This window comes from Pseudomonas sp. P4_B3, assembly GCF_056402295.1.
Window position 1 is genome coordinate 93562 of sequence record NZ_JBFUHR010000005.1, and the last position, 21020, is coordinate 114581.

At 60.9% G+C, this 21020-nt stretch carries 14 protein-coding genes and 1 other RNA gene; 4 read left to right on the forward strand and 11 right to left on the reverse strand.

Annotated features, from left to right (window positions below):
* Positions 1-22: 22 nt before the first annotated feature.
* Positions 23-571: an adenine phosphoribosyltransferase gene (locus tag AC1DWG_RS07210; RefSeq protein ID WP_477753684.1), complete on the forward strand. Its 549-nt coding sequence runs from the start codon at positions 23-25 to the stop codon at positions 569-571.
* An 89-nt stretch (positions 572-660) separates the two neighbouring features.
* Here the strand turns inward: AC1DWG_RS07210 and AC1DWG_RS07215 are convergent, their stop codons facing one another.
* From AC1DWG_RS07215 to dnaX, 5 genes are all read right to left on the reverse strand, one after another.
* Positions 661-1809, reverse strand: a complete 1149-nt coding sequence (locus tag AC1DWG_RS07215) for an acyl-CoA dehydrogenase family protein (RefSeq protein ID WP_477753685.1) — start codon at positions 1807-1809, stop codon at positions 661-663.
* Positions 1810-1973: 164 nt separating this feature from the next.
* Positions 1974-2576: a recombination mediator RecR gene (gene recR, locus AC1DWG_RS07220; protein ID WP_007995809.1), complete on the reverse strand. Its 603-nt coding sequence runs from the start codon at positions 2574-2576 to the stop codon at positions 1974-1976.
* Between the two features lie 79 nt (positions 2577-2655).
* On the reverse strand, positions 2656-3690 hold the full coding sequence (locus AC1DWG_RS07225) for an NADP-dependent oxidoreductase (RefSeq protein WP_477787561.1): 1035 nt from the start codon (positions 3688-3690) through the stop codon (positions 2656-2658).
* Positions 3691-3911: 221 nt separating this feature from the next.
* Complete coding sequence (locus AC1DWG_RS07230; protein ID WP_007971455.1) at positions 3912-4250, reverse strand: YbaB/EbfC family nucleoid-associated protein; 339 nt, start codon at positions 4248-4250, stop codon at positions 3912-3914.
* A gap of 67 nt (positions 4251-4317) precedes the next feature.
* A complete protein-coding gene (gene dnaX, locus AC1DWG_RS07235; RefSeq protein ID WP_477753687.1) occupies positions 4318-6399 on the reverse strand; it encodes a DNA polymerase III subunit gamma/tau in 2082 nt (693 codons plus the stop codon).
* Between the two features lie 123 nt (positions 6400-6522).
* Here dnaX and AC1DWG_RS07240 point away from each other — a divergent pair, with 123 nt between their 5' ends.
* Positions 6523-7320 carry a substrate-binding periplasmic protein gene (locus AC1DWG_RS07240; protein ID WP_477787562.1) on the forward strand — a complete coding sequence of 266 codons (798 nt, stop codon included), beginning with the start codon at positions 6523-6525 and terminating at the stop codon, positions 7318-7320.
* A gap of 60 nt (positions 7321-7380) precedes the next feature.
* On the opposite strand, the gene ffs is transcribed toward AC1DWG_RS07240, so the two are convergent.
* The 6 genes from ffs to AC1DWG_RS07270 form a co-directional block, all read right to left on the reverse strand.
* An RNA gene (gene ffs / locus AC1DWG_RS07245) (signal recognition particle sRNA small type) lies at positions 7381-7477 on the reverse strand.
* A gap of 201 nt (positions 7478-7678) precedes the next feature.
* Positions 7679-8842: a zinc-binding metallopeptidase family protein gene (locus tag AC1DWG_RS07250; protein ID WP_477762377.1), complete on the reverse strand. Its 1164-nt coding sequence runs from the start codon at positions 8840-8842 to the stop codon at positions 7679-7681.
* A 158-nt stretch (positions 8843-9000) separates the two neighbouring features.
* The gene (ligA, locus tag AC1DWG_RS07255; RefSeq protein ID WP_477787563.1) at positions 9001-11358 is read right to left on the reverse strand and encodes an NAD-dependent DNA ligase LigA; all 2358 of its coding nucleotides are present in this window, start codon (positions 11356-11358) and stop codon (positions 9001-9003) included.
* 167 nt (positions 11359-11525) lie between these two features.
* Positions 11526-12386 (reverse strand): cell division protein ZipA, encoded by an 861-nt coding sequence (gene zipA / locus AC1DWG_RS07260; protein ID WP_477762379.1) that lies wholly within the window; start codon positions 12384-12386, stop codon positions 11526-11528.
* A 258-nt stretch (positions 12387-12644) separates the two neighbouring features.
* On the reverse strand, positions 12645-16133 hold the full coding sequence (gene smc, locus AC1DWG_RS07265) for a chromosome segregation protein SMC (RefSeq protein WP_477762380.1): 3489 nt from the start codon (positions 16131-16133) through the stop codon (positions 12645-12647).
* A gap of 2 nt (positions 16134-16135) precedes the next feature.
* Positions 16136-16795 carry a GntR family transcriptional regulator gene (locus AC1DWG_RS07270; protein WP_477762381.1) on the reverse strand — a complete coding sequence of 220 codons (660 nt, stop codon included), beginning with the start codon at positions 16793-16795 and terminating at the stop codon, positions 16136-16138.
* A gap of 267 nt (positions 16796-17062) precedes the next feature.
* Here AC1DWG_RS07270 and xdhA point away from each other — a divergent pair, with 267 nt between their 5' ends.
* The gene (xdhA, locus tag AC1DWG_RS07275; RefSeq protein WP_477762382.1) at positions 17063-18517 is read left to right on the forward strand and encodes a xanthine dehydrogenase small subunit; all 1455 of its coding nucleotides are present in this window, start codon (positions 17063-17065) and stop codon (positions 18515-18517) included.
* Positions 18510-20909 (forward strand): xanthine dehydrogenase molybdopterin binding subunit, encoded by a 2400-nt coding sequence (gene xdhB, locus AC1DWG_RS07280; RefSeq protein WP_477762383.1) that lies wholly within the window; start codon positions 18510-18512, stop codon positions 20907-20909. Before xdhA ends, xdhB begins: the two co-directional genes overlap by 8 nt.
* The last annotated feature ends 111 nt before the right edge of the window (positions 20910-21020 follow it).

Here is a 21020-nt window from a genome sequence, read left to right on the forward strand (position 1 = left end):
GCCCTGCCAGGATTCTTCGACTATGGCCTTCGACTCCTTCGACATCAAATCCCTCATCCGCCCTGTCATCGACTTCCCGAAACCGGGTGTGATCTTTCGCGACATCACCCCGCTGTTCCAGTCGCCCACGGCCCTGCGCCTGGTGATGGACAGCTTCGCCCACCGTTACGTCGAGGCTGACTTCACCCACGTCGGCGCAATGGACGCCCGTGGCTTCCTGATCGGTTCGGTACTGGCCTATCAGTTGAACAAGCCGCTGGTGCTGTTCCGCAAGCAAGGCAAACTGCCGGCCGATGTGCTGGCCGAGGGCTATGCGACCGAATACGGCGAAGCCTTCCTGGAAGTGCACGCCGACAGCCTGTGCGAGGGGGATTCGGTGGTGATGTTCGATGACCTGATCGCGACCGGCGGCACCCTGATTGCCGCCGCCAACCTGATCCGCCGCATGGGCGCCCGGGTGCATGAAGCAGCGGCGATTATCGATCTGCCGGAACTGGGTGGCTCGCAACGCCTGGAAGACATGGGCATTCCTACGTTCTGCCTGACGCAGTTTGCGTTGACTGATAAGTAACAAAGGCCAAAAGATCGCAGCCTTCGGCAGCTCCTACATTGGGATGGCTTTGATCCTGTAGGAGCTGCCGAAGGCTGCGATCTTTTGCATTACAGCCCCATCTGCTTGCTGATGATCTCGTTCATCACTTCCCGCGTCCCGCCGCCAATCGACAGAATCCGGTTGTCGCGATACAGCCGCTCCACCAGACTCTCACGCATATAACCCAGCCCACCGAGTATCTGCACCGCATCGGAGACGATCCGGTCTGCCGTATCCGTCGCAAAGTTCTTGGCCATGGAAACCTCCTTGATCACGCTCTGCCCTGCCGCCATTTTCGCGGCTTGGCGATAAGTGAACTCACGGGACACCTCCAGCGCGGTCGCCATCTCGGCGAGGCGATGCTTGATCACCTGAAACTTGCCGATCGGTTTGCCAAAGGCTTCGCGCTGGCGCGCCCATTTCAGGCTCTCCTCCAGCGCCAGTTGTGCGGTCATGTTGGCCATCAATGCCAGGGCCAGACGCTCGCTCTGGAAATTGCCCATGATGCAGGCAAAGCCCATGTTCTGGGTGCCGATCAGATTTCCTGCGGGCACCTGGCAATCATCGAAGAACAGTTCGGCCGTGTCTGACGCCCACCAGCCCATTTTCTTCAGCTGCCGCCCTACGGTGAAACCGGGCGTGCCCTTCTCGATCAGTAACAGGCTGATGCCGGCGAAACCTGGCTCGCCCGTTCGCACCGCGACGGTATAGAAGTCCGCGCGCACACCGCTGGTGATAAAGGTCTTGCTGCCACTGACCCGGTAGAAATCGCCGTCGCGCACGGCACGGGTTTGCAGGTTGGCGACGTCGGAGCCGCCGCCGGGCTCGGTAATGGCCAGGGCGCTGATCTTCTCTCCCGACAGCACCTGCGGCAGCACACGATCACGCACTTCGGGCCGGGCCCACTTGAGAATGGGCGGCAAGCCGATATCCAGCGAGCCCAGGCCGGCAACCAGCCCGCCTGAGCCGCAGCGCATCAACTCTTCGCTGGCGGCCACCTTAGCGAACAGATCCCCTTCGTGGCTGCCTCCGTAAGCTTCGGGGTAACCGATGCCGAGAATCCCCGCTGCGCCGGCCTTGAGGTAGAGCTCACGAGGAAAGCTTTCGGCTTCTTCCCACTGCTCGATATCGGGAAGAATCTCGCGCTCGACGAAACGTCTGACGCTGTCACGGACCAATTGGTGGCTGGGGTCGAAGTATTCCTGAAAGGCAGACATCGGCGAGCTCCACTGAAGGGGTCAGTGAAGTTAACCGAGCGCTTGCTTGGTTTACAAGAGACAGATAGAAGATCAAAAGATCGCAGCCTGCGGCAGCTCCTACAGGGGATCGGTGTCTTTCTGTAGGAGCTGCCGCAGGCTGCGATCTTTTCGGCTTGATGCGATTACAACGAAATCGGCTTACGCCCCGCAAACGAATGCGCCAGCGTGCCGCCATCCACCAGCTCCAGTTCGCCACCCAGCGGCACGCCATGGGCGATGCGCGAGGCGATCAGGCCTTTGTTGCTGAGCAATTGGGCGATGTAGTGCGCGGTGGCTTCACCTTCCACGGTCGGGTTGGTGGCCAGGATGACTTCGGTGAACGTGCCGGCCTCTTCGATCCGCGCCATCAATTGCGGAATGCCGATGGCTTCCGGCCCCAGGCCGTCGAGCGGCGACAGATGCCCCTTGAGCACGAAATAGCGCCCGCGGAAACCGGTCTGCTCCACGGCATAGACGTCCATCGGGCCTTCCACCACGCAGAGCAAGGTGTCGTCGCGACGGGTATCGGCGCATTGCGGGCAGAGATCATCTTCGGTCAGCGTACGGCACAAGCGGCAGTGACCGACCCCTTCCATGGCCTGGCTCAGGGCCAGCGCCAGTCGTGAGCCGCCGCTGCGGTCACGCTCGAGCAACTGCAATGCCATGCGCTGGGCGGTTTTCTGACCCACGCCGGGCAGAATTCGCAGGGCGTCGATCAGTTGGCGAATCAAAGGGCTGAAGCTCATGGTGGAAAAGTCCGACAAAACAACGAGACGCGGTTTATACCCGCGCCTCGGTTGAGCGTCAAATTGCAGCGTCAATTACTCAGTCACGGGCAACCCGAACCACCAACTTGCCGAAGTTGCGCCCTTCCAGCATGCCGATGAACGCGTCGGGAGCCTGCTCCAGGCCATCGACCACGTCTTCGCGGAACTTCACCTTGCCATCGCGTACCCACGGCGCCATGGCACTGAGGAATTCCGGCTGGCGATCACCATAGTCATCGAACACGATGAAGCCCTGGATACGCACCCGCTTGGTCAACAGGGTGCGTTGCAACAGTGGCAGGCGATCCGGCCCGCTCGGCGCTTCATAGGCATTATAGGAGGCAATCAGGCCGCAGAGTGGAATCCGCGCCTTGGGATTGAGCAATGGCACCACGGCGTCGAATACCTTGCCGCCGACGTTTTCATAATAAATGTCGATGCCCTTGGGACAGGCCTGAGCCAGCTCGTCAGCAAAATCCGGACTCCTGTGGTCGATGCAGGCGTCGAAGCCCAACTCGTCGACCACATAACGGCACTTGTCCGCGCCACCCGCCACGCCGACCACGCGCAAGCCCTTGATCTTCGCCACCTGGCCGACCACCGAACCCACTGCCCCGGATGCCGCTGCAACCACCAGGGTCTCGCCGGCCTTGGGCTGGCCGATATCCATCAGCCCCATATACGCAGTCATGCCCGGCATCCCCTGCACCCCGAGGGCCATCGAAGGACTGGGCAGGCCGTTGGGCACCGGGATGATGCTGCGCCCGTCATTGATGCTGTGGCTTTGCCAACCGGTGGCACCGACCACCAGATCACCCTCCTGAAACTTCGGATTGAGCGAGCGCTCGACCCGGCTGACAGCGCCGCCGGTCATGACTTCGCCAATTTCCACCGGTGCGGCGTAGGAAGGTGCGTCACTCATGCGTCCGCGCATGTAGGGATCGAGCGACAGGAAAACGGTCTTGAGCAGCACCTGGCCGTCGGCCAGGTCCGGCAGCGCCACCCGCTCCATGCGGAAGTTTTCCGGCGTTGGCGCGCCTATCGGGCGTGAAGCCAGGACAATGCGCTGATTGAGGGTCATGGGGTCGGACATGGCAGCGTCTCCTGTGATCGATGGGGTTCAGTGATATAGGGAGCAGACCTTTGTGGCGGTATGGCGTTCGATGTTTATTCAGTTGCACCGAGGCGACTTCTTCGCGGGCAAGTCGGATCGCGATGGCAGCATGCCTGTCACCACAGACCCAATGGCCAGAAACAAAAATGCCAGGCGCGATGCCTGGCATTTTTGTAACTCATCTGTCGCCTGAAGGCGAATCAGAATGGCAGTTTCATGCCCGGTGGCAGTTGCATGCCGGCAGTCATGCTGCCCATTTTGTCCTGGCTGTTGGCTTCGATCTTGCGCACGGCATCGTTGACTGCGGATGCGATGACCGCTTCCAGCATTTCCTTGTCGTCTTCGCTCATGCCTTCAACCAGGCTTGGATCGATGGTCACGCTCTTGACGTCATGACGACCGGTCATCACCACGGTGACCATATCGCCACCGGCCTTACCGGTGACTTCGGCGTTGGCCAGTTCTTCCTGCATCTTGGCCATTTTTTCCTGCATCTGCTGCGCCTGCTTCATCAGGCCGGCCATGCCACCTTTCATCATGGTAATCACCTCAAAAGTACTTGGATTAAAACAGCGCCCGGCCCATGCGGCCGGGCGCCTTCAGTTATTAGCCCTGAGTGACCAAGGCGTCGACAGGTTCAATAGTATCGTTACGGACGACCGCACCGAACTGCTGCATCATTTGCTGGATGAACGGATCACCGTGGATCGATTCCTCTGCCTCGCGCTGACGGTTGGCGCGGCGGCGCGAAGCCGCTTGTGCCGGGGTTTCCTGCTCGGGCTTGATCAGCTCGATGCTCAGGGTCAGCGTGCGCTGGTGATACTGGTTAAGCGCATCGTTCAAGCGCCGCTGCTGAGTGGCGTTGAACAAGGCACTGTGGGCCGGGTCCAGGTGCATCAGCCAATTGTCGCCATCCACCGCGATCAGCGTGCAGTTGGCGGCGATGCTGCCGGTCATGCCGGAGATCGGCAATTTCGGAAACAGCTGCAGCCATTGCAGGGCCAGACCGGTGGCAGGCATTGCCGCGGGCTCAGGCTCGGGCTCCGGAGCCGGGTCGGCGGCATGCTCGCTGGCCAGCTCGTCGAGGTAACTGTAGGCCGAATCCATGTCCGGCTCGATGTAATCCTCGTCCAGCGGCGGCTCGTCATCCAGGTCCATGCCTGGCGTCGCGGCATCGACGTCGGCCACCGAAGGTTCCGGGATCGGCGCGGCGGCCCACTCCGGGGCGTCCGGCACCACGCTGTCCGGCGCCGGCAACGGCATCGGCGGTAATTCGGGTTGTTCGCTGGCGGTTTCCAGCACCGGCTCCACCGCCGGCTGCTGAACGGGCACGGGCTCGACCGGGTCGTTCCACGGCAGGTCGACAACTTCTTCGACCACGACCGCTTCAACCATAGGCACAGGCGCAGGTTCTGGCACAACGACCGGCGCTACCGGTTCCGGTGCAGGCGCTGGAGCCGCCACTGACGCAGCCGCTATCGGTGCAACGGCCGCAGCAACTACCGGCGCAACTACCGGCGCGGCAGCCACTGAGTTTGCGGAATCAACTGTGGCCTGGCTGATCCCCACTGGCTTTAGCGGTTGCCTCGGGGCATCCGCGGTGTCTGCGGGCCGGAACGCCAGCATCCGCAGCAGCACCATTTCAAAACCGCCCCGGGGATCCGGCGCCAGCGGCAGGTCGCGGCGGCCGATCAGGCCCATCTGGTAGTAGAACTGCACGTCTTCAGCCGGCAACGCCTGGGCCAGCGCCAGCACGCGATCACGGTCGCCGTGACCGTTATCGACGCCTTCCGGCAAGGCCTGGGCGATGGCAACGCGGTGCAGCACATTGAGAATTTCCGAAAGCACGCCGTTCCAGTCCGGGCCTTGCTCGGCCAGGTGGCGGACAGCTTCGAGCAACGCCTTGGCATCACCTTCGATCAGCGCATGCAGGACGTCGTAGACCTGCCCGTGATCGAGGGTCCCGAGCATCGCCCGCACGTCGGCGGCCATGACCTTGCCCTCACCGAAGGCAATCGCCTGGTCGGTCAGGCTCATGGCATCACGCATCGACCCATCGGCGGCGCGGCCCAGCAGCCACAGCGCATCGTCTTCGAACGGCACGTTCTCGACACCCAGCACGTGGGTCAAGTGCTCGACCACGCGTTCCGGCGTCATGTTCTTCAGGGAGAACTGCAGGCACCGCGACAGAATCGTTGCAGGAAGTTTCTGCGGGTCGGTGGTGGCCAGGATGAACTTGACGTAGGGTGGTGGCTCCTCGAGGGTTTTGAGCAGCGCGTTAAAGGAATGACTGGAGAGCATGTGCACTTCGTCGATCAGGTAGACCTTGAAGCGCCCACGGCTCGGGGCGTACTGCACGTTGTCGAGCAACTCGCGGGTGTCTTCGACCTTGGTACGGCTCGCGGCGTCGATCTCGATCAGGTCGACAAAGCGGCCTTCGTCGATCTCGCGGCACACCGAGCATTCGCCACAGGGGGTCGAAGTGATACCTGTTTCGCAGTTAAGGCATTTGGCAATGATCCGCGCGATGGTGGTCTTGCCGACCCCCCGGGTACCGGTAAACAGGTACGCGTGGTGCAGCCGCTGGCTGTCCAAGGCATTGATCAGAGCCTTGAGCACATGGGTCTGGCCGACCATTTCGCGGAACGAGCGCGGACGCCATTTACGTGCAAGAACCTGATAACTCATCGAAAACCGTCGCAGCGAAGGAAGCAGAAGCGGCTAATGCTAGCGGAGCAAGGCACAAATTGCATCCGGTGCGCTCGTGTATTCTGGCCAAGCTGCCCATCGGGGACATTTAACGGAGTGTTTATGCGGCTGGCCTTGGGGGTATTGCTGTTGATCAGTCTGGACGGCATGGCCGCGCAAACGCCACTACGCTTCGTGATACCCGACAGCTGGACCATGCCCATGGTGCAACTTGAACAGGACAAACCGACCCAGGGCATCCTGTATGACATGATGCTCAGCCTCGCGACCCAGGTCGGCGTACCGGCCGAATTCCATGTATTGCCCCGCGGGCGGGTGCAAAACGCCATGGAGCAAGGCGAGATCGATGTCCGCTGTTATGCCGCGCAATCATGGCTGCCTCATCAGTCCGGCGACTACCTCTGGAGCATCCCGCTCTTTACCCAGCCCGACCTGTTGATCACACAGAATGCGCGCCCCACCGCTGTGAACCCGGCGGATTTACCAGATCAGTCCATCGGCACCGTGCTGGCCTACAGCTACCCGACCCTGCAACCGCTGTTCGACACCGATCAGCTGCATCGCGACGACGCACGCAATCAGGAACTGGTGCTGGAAAAACTCCTCGCCGGCCGCAACCGCTATGCCGTCAGCAATCAATGGAGCCTTGACTGGTTCAATCAGCGCCTGCTGCCGGACCAACAACTGCACAGCGTGGCAGTACTGCAGGAGCAGAATCTCGGCTGCTACGTGCGCAACGACCCGCAAGTGCCGGTGCAGCGCATTTTACGCACCCTGGTGCGGATGAAGATGTCCGGGGAGATCGATGCGATAGTTCGGCTGTATATCGGTGGCGAGCCTGCAGCTGTCGATAAATCGGAAACGACAAAAAACTGCCCCGGACAAGATCCTGGCAGCTAGCAAAAGTCTGTTTTCAGATAAATAACGCGAGAGAACACTCGCGTGGCGTTAAGGTGGTAACCCTACCAGCCACACCCCGGCACACAATGTCACCGCTGCGGCTGCTCCCTTCCAGGCCTGACCGGGTTCACGGCTGATCGTTGCGGGGGGACCGATAGGGTCACCATAACGACGCTCACCTGTCGGCGAGCCGCGCCATTGTACCTATCTGAGACGAAGTTACAACCGTTCGGGGATATTAAAAAACATGAGCTGCTTCAAGGACATGCGCTGGCCTTAAAAGATCGCAGCCTGCGGCAGCTCCTACATGGATCGGCGTACACCTGTAGGAGCTGCCGCAGGCTGCGATCTTTTGATCCTATTGCGCCAACACCTCATCCGCCCGGCCGCCCTCCTGCTGAATCACCAGATGAATAAAGTGCAGCTTGGCAATGACGGCGGGCGGCAGGACAAACGGGTAGAAATCCGGCTGCCCCATGCTGCGCGATAGCTCGTTGAGCATGCCGGCCAGTTCGATCCACGCATTGACGAACGACAGAAATGCCGCGCCATCGGGATGCTGCGGATCATAGAGGGTATCCAACGGAAACGGCTGATAGTCGAAGTCCATGTCCCGGGCGCTCATGCCCAAGCCCAGCGCGGTGTCCACCGCATCCATCATGTGCAGGTAATGCGCCCAGGTTTCGGCCCAGTCTTCCCACGGGTGCATGGTGGCGTAGGCGCTGACGTAGTGCTGCTGCCAGTCAAGCGGCGCGCTCTGCTGATAATGTCGCTCAAGGGCTTCGGCATAGCTGGCGCGCTCATCGCCGAACAATCCGCGAAAAGACTCAAGCCACTGGCTATTGGCGATCAATCGACCCCAGTAGTAATGCCCGACTTCATGACGAAAATGCCCGAGCAAGGTGCGATAGGGTTCGTGCATTTGCACCCGCACCTGCTCGCGGTGCGCGTCGTCGGCTTCCTTGATATCGAGGGTGATCAGGCCATTGGCGTGTCCGGTGGTCGGCGGTTTGCCTTCGAGGTCCACGCCGATGAAATCGAAGGCGAGGCCAGTCTCTTCATCGACGGTTTTGGGAATCACCTGCAACCCCAGGCTGAGCAGTTGCGCGACCAGACGCCGCTTGGCGGTTTCCACCTTGCGCCAGCGCTCGTGGTTGTCGGCTATCGACAGATCAGGAATGGTGCGATTGAGGCTGCAGGCAATGCACAAGACGTCATGGTCATTGGCTGGCAGCAACCAATTGCAGGCTGCCGGGGAGTCGAGGTTGGCGCAGCGTCGAAACAGGCCCGCCTCGGGATCGACATCAAGCTGCCAGGTGTCCGTTTGTACACCCGGTTGCAGCGCAGACAGGCGACTCTGCTCCGGCTGATAACCCAACGCCGCCGAACAGGCCAGGCACTGGCTGTTGCGAAAGAACAGCGACTGCCCGCAACGACAGGACCAGACCTTGCTGTTGCGCGAATTTTCGGCCATGAACGGCGCGGCGATGCGCGAGCTGAGCTGCTCGAAGAAAGGGTACATGGTGATCTCTCCCTGGGGCTTGCAGAGACTAGATCATTCCCGAGAGATGATCGTTCCCATGCTTTTTGTTGGAAAAATCAAAAGATCGCAGCCTGCGGCAGCTCCTACAGAGAAATGCGTTCTCCTGTAGGAGCTGCCGCAGGCTGCGATCTTGGGCGTCAAACCTGAATACCGTGACCTTTCAAGAATGCCACAAACGCCTCTTCATCCAGCACCTTCAGCCCCAACTCATTAGCCTTGGCCAACTTCGACCCGGCGCCAGGACCTGCGACCACGCAATGGGTCTTGGCCGACACCGAGCCCGCTACCTTGGCGCCCAGGCTTTCAAGTTTGTCCTTGGCCACATCGCGACTCATCAGCTCAAGCGAACCGGTCAGCACCCAGGTCTGACCGGCCAGCGGCAAGCCTTCGACGACCTTCTTCTCGCTCTGCCAGTGCATGCCGAAATCGGCCAGTTGCTTCTCGGCCGCTTCGGCCAATTGGCGATTTTCTTCGACCGCAAAAAACTCGCGTACCGAATTGGCCTGCTTCTCCGGCAGAGCCTGGCGCATATCCAGCCAATCTGCACCGATCACCGCCTGCAGCGAGCCGAATTTGTCCGCCAGTTTCTGCGCCCCGCCCGGCCCTACTGACGGAATATGCAGCTTGTCGAGGAAACCGCCCAGCGTGGTGCTCGCCGAAAACTCGGCGCCCAACTCGCCCTGATCCTGAATCTGCAAACCGTGCTTGAGCAGTTCAGCGATCACCTGCTGGTTATGCGCGTCCTCGAAGAAGCTGTGGATCTCGTACGCGACTTCCAGCCCGACATCCGGCAAGTACGTCAGCACCTGCGGCAAGGCCTGTTGCACCCGCTCCAGCGAACCCAGGGAGCGGGCCAGAACCTTGGCCGTCTCTTCGCCGACATCGGGAATCCCGAGGGCGTAGATGAACCGCGCCAGGCCGGGTTTCTTGCTGTCTTCGATGGCGCCGAGCAGGTTCTTGCTCGACAGCTCGGCAAAGCCTTCCAGGTCTACGATCTGCTCGAAGGCCAGGGCGTACAGATCGGCCGGCGAACTCACCAGGCCTTCGTCGACCAGTTGCTCGACGCTCTTCTCACCCAGGCCTTCGATGTCCATGGCACGACGGGAAACGAAGTGAATGATGGCCTGCTTGAGTTGCGCGCCGCAGGCCAGACGACCGACGCAGCGATACACCGCGCCTTCGCTGACCGTCTCGCGGCCCTTGCTGCGCTTGATCAATTGCGTGCGTTCGACATGGGAGCCGCACACCGGGCACTGCTCGGGAATCTGCACCGGCCGGGCGTTTTCCGGACGACGCTCCATGACCACTTGCACCACCTGCGGAATCACGTCACCGGCGCGACGGATGATCACCGTGTCGCCGATCATCAGGCCCAGACGCGCGACTTCGTCCATGTTGTGCAACGTGGCGTTGGCCACCGTGACACCCGCGACCTTGACCGGTTTCAAGCGCGCCACCGGCGTCACCGCCCCGGTGCGACCGACCTGGAATTCCACATCGAGCAGCTCAGTGAGTTCTTCCATTGCCGGGAATTTGTGAGCGATGGCCCAACGCGGCTCACGGGCGCGAAAACCCAGTTCGCGCTGGGAGGCAATGCTGTTGACCTTGAACACCACGCCGTCGATTTCATACGGCAGTACGCTGCGTCGCTCACCGATATCGCGGTAGTAATCCAGGCATTCAGCGATGCCGTTGGCCAGCTTCAGTTCGTGGCTGACCGGCATACCCCAGGCTTGCAATTGCTTGAGGTTGCCGATGTGGGAATCGGCGATATCGGCAGACACCTGGCCGATACCGTAGCAGCAGAATTCCAATGGGCGATTGGCGGTAATCTTCGAATCCAGCTGGCGCAAACTGCCCGCCGCTGCGTTGCGCGGGTTGGCGAAGGTCTTGCCGTCGACTTCCAGTTGCGTGGCGTTGAGCCGTTCGAAACCGGCCTTGGACATGAACACTTCGCCGCGCACTTCCAGGGTCGCCGGCCAACCGGTGCCGTGCAGCTTGAGCGGGATATTGCGCACGGTGCGCACGTTGACGCTGATGTCTTCGCCAGTGGTGCCATCGCCGCGGGTGGCGCCGCGCACCAGTACGCCGTCCTGATACAGCAGGCTGACGGCCAGGCCATCGAGCTTGGGTTCGCAACTGTACTCGACTGTCGCGCCGCCACCGAACAGGTCGCCCGCTGGCAAATCCAGGCCCTCGGTCACGCGGCGATCGAACTCGCGCATGTCGGTTTCTTCGAAGGCGTTGCCGAGGCTGAGCATCGGCACTTCATGTCGCACCTGGGTAAACGCCGACAGCGCCGCGCTGCCCACTCGCTGGGTTGGCGAATCGCTGGTGATCAGTTCGGGATTGGCCGCTTCCAGCGCCTTGAGCTCGTTGAACAAGCGGTCGTATTCGGCGTCCGGAATGCTCGGCTCGTCGAGCACGTGGTAGCGATAGTTGTGCTGATCCAGCTCAGCGCGCAGCTCTAAAATGCGGTTCTTGGCGGCGGTCATGGGTGTTCTCTCATAAAGCAAAAGAGCAGCCGAGGCTGCTCCTATTTAATCTAATCAGGTTCAAGAGATCGCAGCCTCGTTTCACTCGACAGCTCCTACACAGCTCCTACGGCAAATCGCAATCCTGTAGGAGCTGTCGAGTGAAACGAGGCTGCGATCTGTTGCTTTTATCGTTTCTGGGTCAGGGCACGGCGCTCGAATTCGACGATGCGCTGACGGTAGTGTTCGATCGTCTGGGCGGTCAGTACGCTGCGCTGGTCGTCCTTCAGTTCGCCGTTGAGCTCCTGGGACAATTTGCGCGCCGCTGCCACCATCACATCGAAGGCTTGCTTCGGATGACGCGGGCCTGGCAGACCCAGGAAGAAGCTCACCGCCGGGGTGCTGAAGTGGTCGATGTCGTCCAGGTCAAATACGCCCGGTTTGACCGCGTTAGCCATGGAAAACAGCACCTCGCCGTTGCCCGCCATGCTTTCGTGACGATGGAAAATATCCATCTCGCCGAAACGCAGGCCACTCTCCAGAATGTTCTGCAACAGCGCCGGGCCCTTGAAGCCGGCAGCGTCGCGGCAGATCACGCTGATCACCAGCACTTCTTCAGCTTGCGGTTGTTCTTTGCCGTTGACCGAAGGCGAAGCCTTGGTGTCATCCGGGAAGTCGTCGTCACGGCTGCTGAAGCTCGGGCCGCCGTCCAGATCCAGGCTGAGGTTCATGTCGCCCTGGGAAGGCTCGCTGTGGCCACGCTTGCCGCGCTTGGAGCCCGACTCGCGAGGCTCGCGGGCCGGCATGCTCACCGACGGCAGATCCTGCTCGTCCAGTTGCGGCTCTTTATGCGTGTCCAGCACGCGCGGCGGGCCCAGCAGCTCGGCGCTGGCGCTGCTGTCCTCGTCCGGCAGATTGGACAGACTTCGATCAAGACGGAACTTCAGTTTTCCCTTGCCGCCGCGCATACGGCGCCAGCCATCGAAAAGAATACCGGCAATGACAATAATGCCGATGACGATCAGCCACTCGCGCAGACCGATTTCCATGTAATCCCGTGCCTCTATGAAAAATGCTGAAAAATAAGGGGTTTACAACCTGCAAACCGCTTTAAAACGTGGCGCCAACTCTATGTTCTGACAGGCGTTTTGCCCACGTATACGAAAAATTGACATTAAACTAGCACGACCAAAGGTAACTTTACACCGTCTACCACGTTGGCTAGCGCGAATATGTCGATTGGCCAGCAAGTCGAAGCCAGCAAAAGAGTCCTACAAACCGTAAACACCCTTTCCTGAAACCCCGACTCAGGCATCCACCATTGCCATCGCCTCCTCGACATCCACGGCCACCAGACGTGAACAACCGGGTTCGTGCATCGTCACACCCATCAGTTGTTCGGCCATTTCCATGGCGATCTTGTTGTGGGTGATATAGATGAACTGCACTGTCTGTGACATCTCTTTTACCAACCGCGCGTAGCGTCCAACGTTAGCGTCATCCAGTGGCGCGTCAACCTCATCGAGCATGCAGAACGGCGCCGGGTTCAACTTGAAGATCGCAAAAACCAGGGCCAATGCGGTCAGGGCTTTTTCGCCGCCGGAGAGCAAATGGATGGTGCTGTTCTTCTTTCCTGGCGGCTGCGCCATGATTGTTACCCCTGTATCGAGTAGATCTTCGCCCGTCAGTTCCAAATACGCGCGGCCTCCACCGAAAACTTTTGGGAAAAGCGCCTGTAAACCGCCATTGATCTGATCAAAGGTATCCTTGAAACGGTTACGGGTTTCCTTGTCGATCTTGCGAATCACGTTCTCAAGGGTATCGAGCGCTTCCACCAGATCGTCGTTCTGGGCATCCAGATAACGTTTACGTTCCGATTGCTGCTGGTACTCATCGATGGCCGCCAGGTTGATCGCGCCCAGACGCTGGATCCTCGCAGCGATGCGCTCGAGTTCTTCCTCGGCATCCTTCTCGCTGGCCTCGGCAGTCAAAGTCGCGAGTACGCCGTGGAGATCGTAGCCGTCTTCCAGCAATTGGTCCTGCAAGGTCTTGCGGCGCACGCTCAGGGCTTGCCATTCCATGCGCTGGGTTTCGAGCTGACTGCGAATCAACTGGGATTGTTGTTCGGCCTGGCTGCGGCGTTTCTCGGCGTCGCGCAGTTCGCGGTCGGCGTCTTCGAGGGCGATCTGCGCGGTCTTGAGTTCTTCGTCGACGGTCATGCGCTTGTCGAGCAACTCCTCGAGTTTCAGGCGCAGTTCTTCCAGTGGCGCTTCGCCCTCCTCCAGATTGAGGCTCAGTTGCTCGCGTTTTTCGGTCAGCCGCTCGGACTGCATCTCCAGACGCTCCAGCGCCTGGCGCGTGGAATCGTGCTGGGCCTTGAGCGAGCCCAGACGCACCGCCAACTGATGGGCGTGATCCTTGTGCTGCCGGGCTTCCTGGCGCACCCGGTCCAGGCGTTCGCGCAGGCTGTCGCGCTGGGCCAGCAGCAACTCACGCTGCTCGGTGTCCAGCGCCATGCTGTCGAGGGCTTCCTGCAATTGCAGGCGCGCTTCACCGATGTTCTCGTGTTCCAGGGCCCGCTGCTCGTCCAGCTCGGTGAGCTCTTCGTCGAGGCGGGTACGCCGCAGGGTCAACTGTTCGGCCTTGGCCTTGCCGGCGGAAAGTTGAGCCTTCAATTCACCTTGCTGACGGGCTTCGTCCTGCAGCAAACGGCGCAAATGTTCGCGACCGTTTTCCTGCTGACGCTGCTGCGCCCTGAGATTTTGCAGTTGGGTTTCCAAGGTTTCGACCGCGGCTTCGCGCTCCTCACGCTCAAGACCCAATTGCTGGATTTCCTGACCGCGAGCGAGCACGCCGCTTTCGGCTTCACTGGCCCGACGCACCCGCAGAAAATGCCGACCGACCCAGTAACCGTCACGGCTGATCAGGCTCTGCCCGGCGGCCAGTTGACCGCGCAAGGCCAAGGCCTGTTCGAGGCTGTCGACCGGCTTGACCTGCCCCAGCCACGGCGACAGATCGATCTGCGCCTCGACCTTGTCCAGCAAGCTGCCCGGAACTCGCATGCCATCGCTGGCCGGGCTGAGCAAACGCAAATCGCCTTGGGCGAACCCGGACAGATCGAAATCGTTGAAATCGTCCACCAGCACCGCTTGCAGGTCGGCACCAAGCACGGTTTCCACCGCCAGCTCCCAACCGGCTTCAACTTTCAGGCCCTCGGCCAGGCGCGGGCGATCGGCCAGATGTTGGTCGCGAAGCCATTCGGCGGTGCCGGTGCCCGGATCGAGCGCGGCTTGCTGCAAGGCTTCGAGTGAAGCCAGTCGACCGTTGAGCCGCTGCAAATCGCCCTGGGCCTGCTGTTGCGCCGTCAGAGCCAGCTGCAGCTCCTGACGCAATTGTTCAAGCTTTTCGACCTGAGCTTCTTCGCTGGTCTGCAAATCCTCAAGGGTCGCTTCGGATTCGGCGAGCTGCTCGCTGAGTTCCATGATCGCCGCGTCTTCCGGGTCCGCCGAGAGCAAGGCGCGTTCTTCGCCAAGACGCTTCTGGCGATCGGCCAGGCGCTCCAGGCTGGTTTCCAGCTGCTGGATCCGCGACTGCTGCACTTCGGCCTGACGACGCGGCTCGGCGGCGGTGAGATTGAACGTATCCCACTGCTCCTGCCAGCCATGCATGGTGGTCTCGGATTCTTCCAGCGCGGCAGCGGCCTCTTCGGCGGCGGCGCTGGTGACTTCCTGCTCCGGGGTGAGCATGTCCAGCTCTTCGCCGAGGGTCAGCAGCAGCGTGCGGTCGTGGCCCAGGTGAGATTCGGTTTCCAGGCGCGCGCGCTCGGCTTCTTTCAGGTCGTCCTGCAACTGGCGCAAACGCTGCTGACCGTGCTGGATGCTCTGCTCGACCCGGGCGATGTCGCCACCGACCGAGTAGAAGCGCCCCTGCACCAGGTTGAAGCGTTCCGACAGGTCGTGGTGGCCGTCACGCAGGCGCTCGATGCTTGCGTCGGCATTGCGCTGTTCGGCCACCAGGGCTTCGAAAGAAACTTCCTGGTTGCCGATGATCGCTTCACGCTGGCCGACCTGATCGTTCAGCGCCTGCCAGCGCAGGGCCGATAATTGGGCCTTGAGCTGACGTTCCTCGCCCTTGTATTCCTGATACTTCTTCGCCGCCTCGGCCTGGCGGTGCAAGCGTTCGAGTTGACGCTCAAGCTCTTCGCGCAGGTCGGTCAGGCGCTCCAGGTTTTCGTGGGTGCGGCGAATGCGGTTTTCCGTCTCGCGCCGGCGCTCCTTGTACTTGGAGATGCCCGCGGCTTCTTCGATGAAGTTACGCAGGTCTTCGGGCTTGGACTCGATCAGCTTGGAGATCATCCCCTGCTCGATGATCGAGTAGCTGCGCGGGCCAAGACCGGTGCCGAGGAAGATGTCGGTGATGTCGCGGCGCCGGCATTTGGTGCCGTTGAGGTAATAGGTGGTCTGGCTGTCGCGGGTCACTTTGCGGCGAATGGAAATTTCCGCATAGGCGGCGTACTCACCGAGCAATGTGCCGTCGGAGTTATCGAACACCAGTTCGATGCTCGCCTGGCTCACCGGTTTGCGGCTGGTCGAGCCGTTGAAGATGACGTCGGTCATCGACTCGCCGCGCAGGTTCTTCGCCGAACTCTCGCCCATCACCCAGCGCACGGCGTCGATGATGTTCGATTTGCCGCAGCCATTGGGCCCGACCACCGCCGCCATGTTACTGGGGAAGTTCACCGTGGTCGGGTCGACGAAGGACTTGAACCCCGCCAGTTTGATGCACTTGAGCCGCACGCTCAGGCGTCCGTCAGGGCAGAAACCACCAGATCGCAACTGCGCTGGGCGTAAGCCGTCAGCACTTCGCGGATCTGCGGAAAGTCACGGGCCAGCACGGCAGCGAGCAAGCGTTCGAACAGCTCGAGGAATTCGCTCATCGACGCTTTGCGCTGGTCCAGCGCGAGGAAATACGCACGGCTCATGGCCGGCTGCAGATTCTCGACTGTCTCCTGCAAGTACGGGTTGTTGGCGAACGGATACGCGGCGCGCATCACATTGAAGCTGTCGTCGACGAAGGTGCGGATGTCCTGACGCTCGTAGCTGGCAGTCAGGCGCTGCTGGATCTGCACGAACGGCGCCATGTCGGCCTGGATTTTCCAGCCACTGGCCACCGAGTTACCGAGCAGGATGTAGAGCTCGCTCATCAATGTGCACAGGCTCTGCACCTTGTGCGGCGTGAGTTCGGTAACGTGGGCGCCACGTCGCGGCAGGATCGCGATCAGGTGCCGACGTTCGAGGATCAGCAAGGCCTCGCGAACCGAACCACGGCTGACATTGAGGGCCAGCGTGACTTTCTGTTCCTGGATGCGCTCCCCGGGCTTCATTTCGCCGCGAATGATACGTTCGGCGAGGTGGTGAGCGATTTGCTCGGCGAGGCTGTCCGGCGCCTTGAACGTCATGGTTGTCCTTCAAACTCTTCGATCTGTACAAGCGGCGCAGTGTAGCGCAATTGCTGCATCAGGGCGGAGTGCCCGCCCGGTGGTTTTTGGCACGATTCAAGCAAAAAAGCAGGCTATCGAACCAACGACAATAATTAAGGAACAGGTGGTTAATCGACAAATTGCAATTTCCTGACCTTTAAGTCAGAAATTCATTGACCGAAAAGTCAGACCTGCTAAATTCAGTTCCTATCGGTTAACAACAATAATGAGTCTGCGAGGCCTTCCGTGATCCAGTTTTTACTAAACCAGGAACTCCGTAGCGAGCACGCCCTGGACCCGAACCTGACCGTGCTCAATTATCTGCGCGACCATGTGGGCAAACCCGGCACCAAAGAAGGCTGCGCCAGCGGTGACTGCGGCGCCTGCACCGTAGTAGTCGGCGAATTGCAGACGGATGACAACGGCCGCGAACACATTCGCTATCGCAGCCTCAACTCGTGCCTGACGTTCGTTTCGTCCCTGCACGGCAAACAGCTCATCAGCGTTGAAGACCTCAAGCACAAAGGTGAACTGCACAGCGTGCAGAAAGCCATGGTCGAGTGCCACGGCTCGCAATGCGGCTTCTGCACCCCAGGCTTCGTGATGTCGCTGTTTGCCCTGCAAAAGAACAGCGATGCGCCGGATCATGCCAAGGCCCACGAAGCACTGGCCGGCAATCTGTGCCGCTGCACCGGCTACCGGCCGATCCTGGAAGCCGCCGAGCAGTCCTGCTGCGGCAAGCAGCCGGACCAGTTCGACATCCGTGAGGCCGACACCATCGCACGCCTGAAAGCCATTGCCCCGACCGATATCGGCGAACTCAACAGCGGCGACAAACGCTGCCTGGTGCCGCTGACCGTGGCCGACCTGGCCGACCTCTACGACGCTTATCCACAGGCCCGCCTGCTGGCCGGCGGTACCGACCTGGCGCTGGAAGTCACGCAGTTCCACCGCACCCTGCCGGTGATGATCTACGTTGGCAACGTCGCCGAGATGAAGCGCATCGAACGTTTTGACGATCGCCTGGAAATCGGCGCCGCCACCGCCCTTTCCGATTGCTACGAGGCCTTGAACGCCGAGTACCCGGACTTCGGTGAATTGCTGCACCGCTTCGCGTCGTTGCAGATTCGCAACCAGGGCACCCTGGGCGGCAACATCGGCAACGCTTCGCCGATTGGTGACTCGCCGCCCCTGCTGATCGCCCTCGGCGCGCAAATCGTGCTGTGCAAAGGCGAAACCCGCCGCACCCTGGCGCTGGAAGATTACTTCATCGATTACCGCGTCACTGCGCGTCAGGAAAGCGAGTTCATCGAGAAGATCATCGTGCCGCGTGCCAGCGCCGAAAAACTGTTCCGTGCCTACAAGATCTCCAAGCGTCTGGACGATGACATTTCGGCAGTGTGCGCCGCCTTCAACATTCGCCTGGAAAACGGCGTGGTGGCCGAAGCCCGCGTCGCCTTTGGTGGCATGGCGGCTATCCCGAAACGCGCCGCCGCCTGCGAAGCCGCGCTGCTCGGTGCGCCATTCAACAACGCTACAGTTGAACGCGCCTGCGCCGCCCTGGGCGAAGATTTCACGCCGCTCTCGGACTTCCGCGCCAGCAAGGAATATCGCCTGCTCAGCGCGCAGAACCTGCTTCGCAAATACTTCATCGAACTGCAAACACCGCACATCGAGACTCGGGTGACCGCTTATGTCTAATCATCACGCCGTAGAGAAGACCCAAGCCGAATTGGCTGAACTGTTCGCCAAGGACCTGACCACCGGTGTCGGCCGCAGCGTCAAGCACGACAGCGCCGCCAAGCATGTGGCTGGCGAAGCGCAGTACATCGACGATCGCCTGGAGTTTCCGAACCAGTTGCACGTTTATGCGCGCATGTCGGACCGCGCCCACGCCCGGATCATCAGTATCGACACCGCCCCCTGCTACGCCTTCGAAGGCGTGCGCATCGCCATCACCCACGAAGACGTGCCAGGCCTGAAGGACATCGGTCCGTTGCTGCCGGGCGATCCTCTGCTGGCCATCGACACCGTGCAATTCGTCGGTCAACCGGTGATCGCCGTGGCAGCGAAAGACCTGGAAACCGCGCGCAAGGCGGCCATGGCCGCGATCATCGAATACGAAGACCTGGAACCTGTGCTGGACGTGGTCGAAGCCCTGCGCAAACGCCACTTCGTACTCGACAGCCATACCCACAAACGCGGCGATTCAGCCACGGCGCTGGCCACCGCCGAGCACCGCATCCAGGGCACCTTGCACATCGGCGGCCAGGAACACTTCTACCTGGAAACCCAGATCTCTTCGGTGATGCCCACCGAAGACGGTGGCATGATCGTCTACTGCTCCACGCAAAACCCCACCGAAGTGCAGAAACTGGTGGCCGAAGTGCTGGACGTGTCGATGAACAAGATCGTCGTCGACATGCGCCGCATGGGTGGTGGTTTCGGCGGCAAGGAAACCCAGGCGGCGAGCCCGGCGTGCCTGTGCGCGGTGATTGCTCACCTCACCGGCCAGCCGACCAAGATGCGCCTGCCGCGCGTCGAAGACATGCTGATGACCGGCAAGCGTCACCCGTTCTATGTCGAGTACGACGTCGGCTTCGACAGCACCGGTCGCCTGCACGGCATCAACCTGGAACTGGCCGGCAACTGCGGTTGCTCGCCTGACCTGTCGGCGTCGATCGTCGACCGGGCGATGTTCCACTCGGACAACTCGTATTACCTGGGCGATGCGACCATCAACGGTCACCGTTGCAAGACCAACACCGCGTCGAACACCGCCTACCGTGGCTTCGGCGGCCCGCAAGGCATGGTCGCCATCGAAGAAGTGATGGACGCCATCGCCCGGCACCTGGCCCTTGATCCGTTGGCAGTGCGCAAGGCCAACTACTACGGCAAGACCGAGCGCAACGTCACCCATTACTACCAGACCGTCGAGCACAACATGCTCGAAGAGATGACCGCGGAACTTGAAGAAAGCAGCCAGTACGCGGAGCGTCGCGAAGCGATCCGTCGCTACAACGCCAACAGCCCGATCCTGAAAAAAGGCCTGGCGCTGACCCCGGTGAAATTCGGTATTTCCTTCACCGCGAGTTTCCTCAACCAGGCAGGTGCCTTGGTGCACGTCTACACCGACGGCAGCATCCACCTCAACCATGGCGGTACCGAAATGGGCCAGGGCCTGAACACCAAGGTCGCGCAGGTCGTGGCCGAAGTGTTCCAGGTGGAAATGGACCGCGTACAGATCACCGCGACCAACACCGACAAGGTGCCGAACACCTCGCCGACCGCCGCTTCCAGTGGTGCCGACCTGAACGGCAAGGCTGCACAGAACGCGGCTGAAACCATCAAGAAACGCCTGGTGGAATTCGCCGCGCGCCAATACAAGGTCAGCGAAGAAGACGTGGTATTCCACAACGGCCACGTGCGGGTCCGCGATCACATCCTGACCTTCGAAGCACTGATTCAGCAGGCGTATTTCGCCCAGGTGTCGCTGTCGAGCACCGGTTTCTACAAGACCCCGAAAATCTACTACGACCGCAGCCAGGCCCGTGGCCGTCCGTTCTACTACTTCGCCTTCGGCGCGGCGTGCTGCGAGGTGCTGGTCGATACCTTGACCGGCGAATACAAGATGCTGCGCACCGATATCCTCCACGACGTCGGCGCCTCGCTTAACCCGGCCATCGACATTGGTCAGGTCGAGGGCGGTTTCATCCAGGGCATGGGCTGGCTGACCATGGAAGAGCTGGTGTGGAACAACAAGGGCAAGCTGATGACCAACGGCCCGGCCAGCTACAAGATCCCGGCCGTGGCGGACATGCCGCTGGACCTGCGCGTCAAGCTGGTGGAAAACCGCAAGAACCCGGAAGACACAGTGTTCCATTCCAAGGCCGTGGGCGAGCCGCCGTTCATGCTCGGCATTGCCTCCTGGTGTGCGATCAAGGACGCCGTGGCGAGCCTGGGCGATTACACGCATCAACCGAAAATCGACGCACCGGCGACTCCGGAGCGGGTGTTGTGGGGTTGTGAGCAGATGCGCCAGCTGAAGTCGGCGAAGGCTGTCGAGGCTGAGACCGAGTTGGCTTCGCTCTAAGGACCGCGTCGCCTGCTTCGCTGGCAAGCCAGCTCCTACAAGGATCGCATATCACCTGTAGGAGCTGGCTTGCCAGCGAAGAGGCCCGAACAGACAACAGAGATGTTGAGG

Coding starts and splice junctions, on each gene's coding strand:
- AC1DWG_RS07210 (WP_477753684.1), top strand. CDS start 23: ATGGCCTTCGACTCCTTCGACATCAAATCCCTCATCCGCCCTGTCATC.
- AC1DWG_RS07215 (WP_477753685.1), bottom strand. CDS start 1,809: ATGTCTGCCTTTCAGGAATACTTCGACCCCAGCCACCAATTGGTCCGT.
- recR (WP_007995809.1), bottom strand. CDS start 2,576: ATGAGCTTCAGCCCTTTGATTCGCCAACTGATCGACGCCCTGCGAATT.
- AC1DWG_RS07225 (WP_477787561.1), bottom strand. CDS start 3,690: ATGTCCGACCCCATGACCCTCAATCAGCGCATTGTCCTGGCTTCACGC.
- AC1DWG_RS07230 (WP_007971455.1), bottom strand. CDS start 4,250: ATGATGAAAGGTGGCATGGCCGGCCTGATGAAGCAGGCGCAGCAGATG.
- dnaX (WP_477753687.1), bottom strand. CDS start 6,399: ATGAGTTATCAGGTTCTTGCACGTAAATGGCGTCCGCGCTCGTTCCGC.
- AC1DWG_RS07240 (WP_477787562.1), top strand. CDS start 6,523: ATGCGGCTGGCCTTGGGGGTATTGCTGTTGATCAGTCTGGACGGCATG.
- AC1DWG_RS07250 (WP_477762377.1), bottom strand. CDS start 8,842: ATGTACCCTTTCTTCGAGCAGCTCAGCTCGCGCATCGCCGCGCCGTTC.
- ligA (WP_477787563.1), bottom strand. CDS start 11,358: ATGACCGCCGCCAAGAACCGCATTTTAGAGCTGCGCGCTGAGCTGGAT.
- zipA (WP_477762379.1), bottom strand. CDS start 12,386: ATGGAAATCGGTCTGCGCGAGTGGCTGATCGTCATCGGCATTATTGTC.
- AC1DWG_RS07270 (WP_477762381.1), bottom strand. CDS start 16,795: ATGACGTTCAAGGCGCCGGACAGCCTCGCCGAGCAAATCGCTCACCAC.
- xdhB (WP_477762383.1), top strand. CDS start 18,510: ATGTCTAATCATCACGCCGTAGAGAAGACCCAAGCCGAATTGGCTGAA.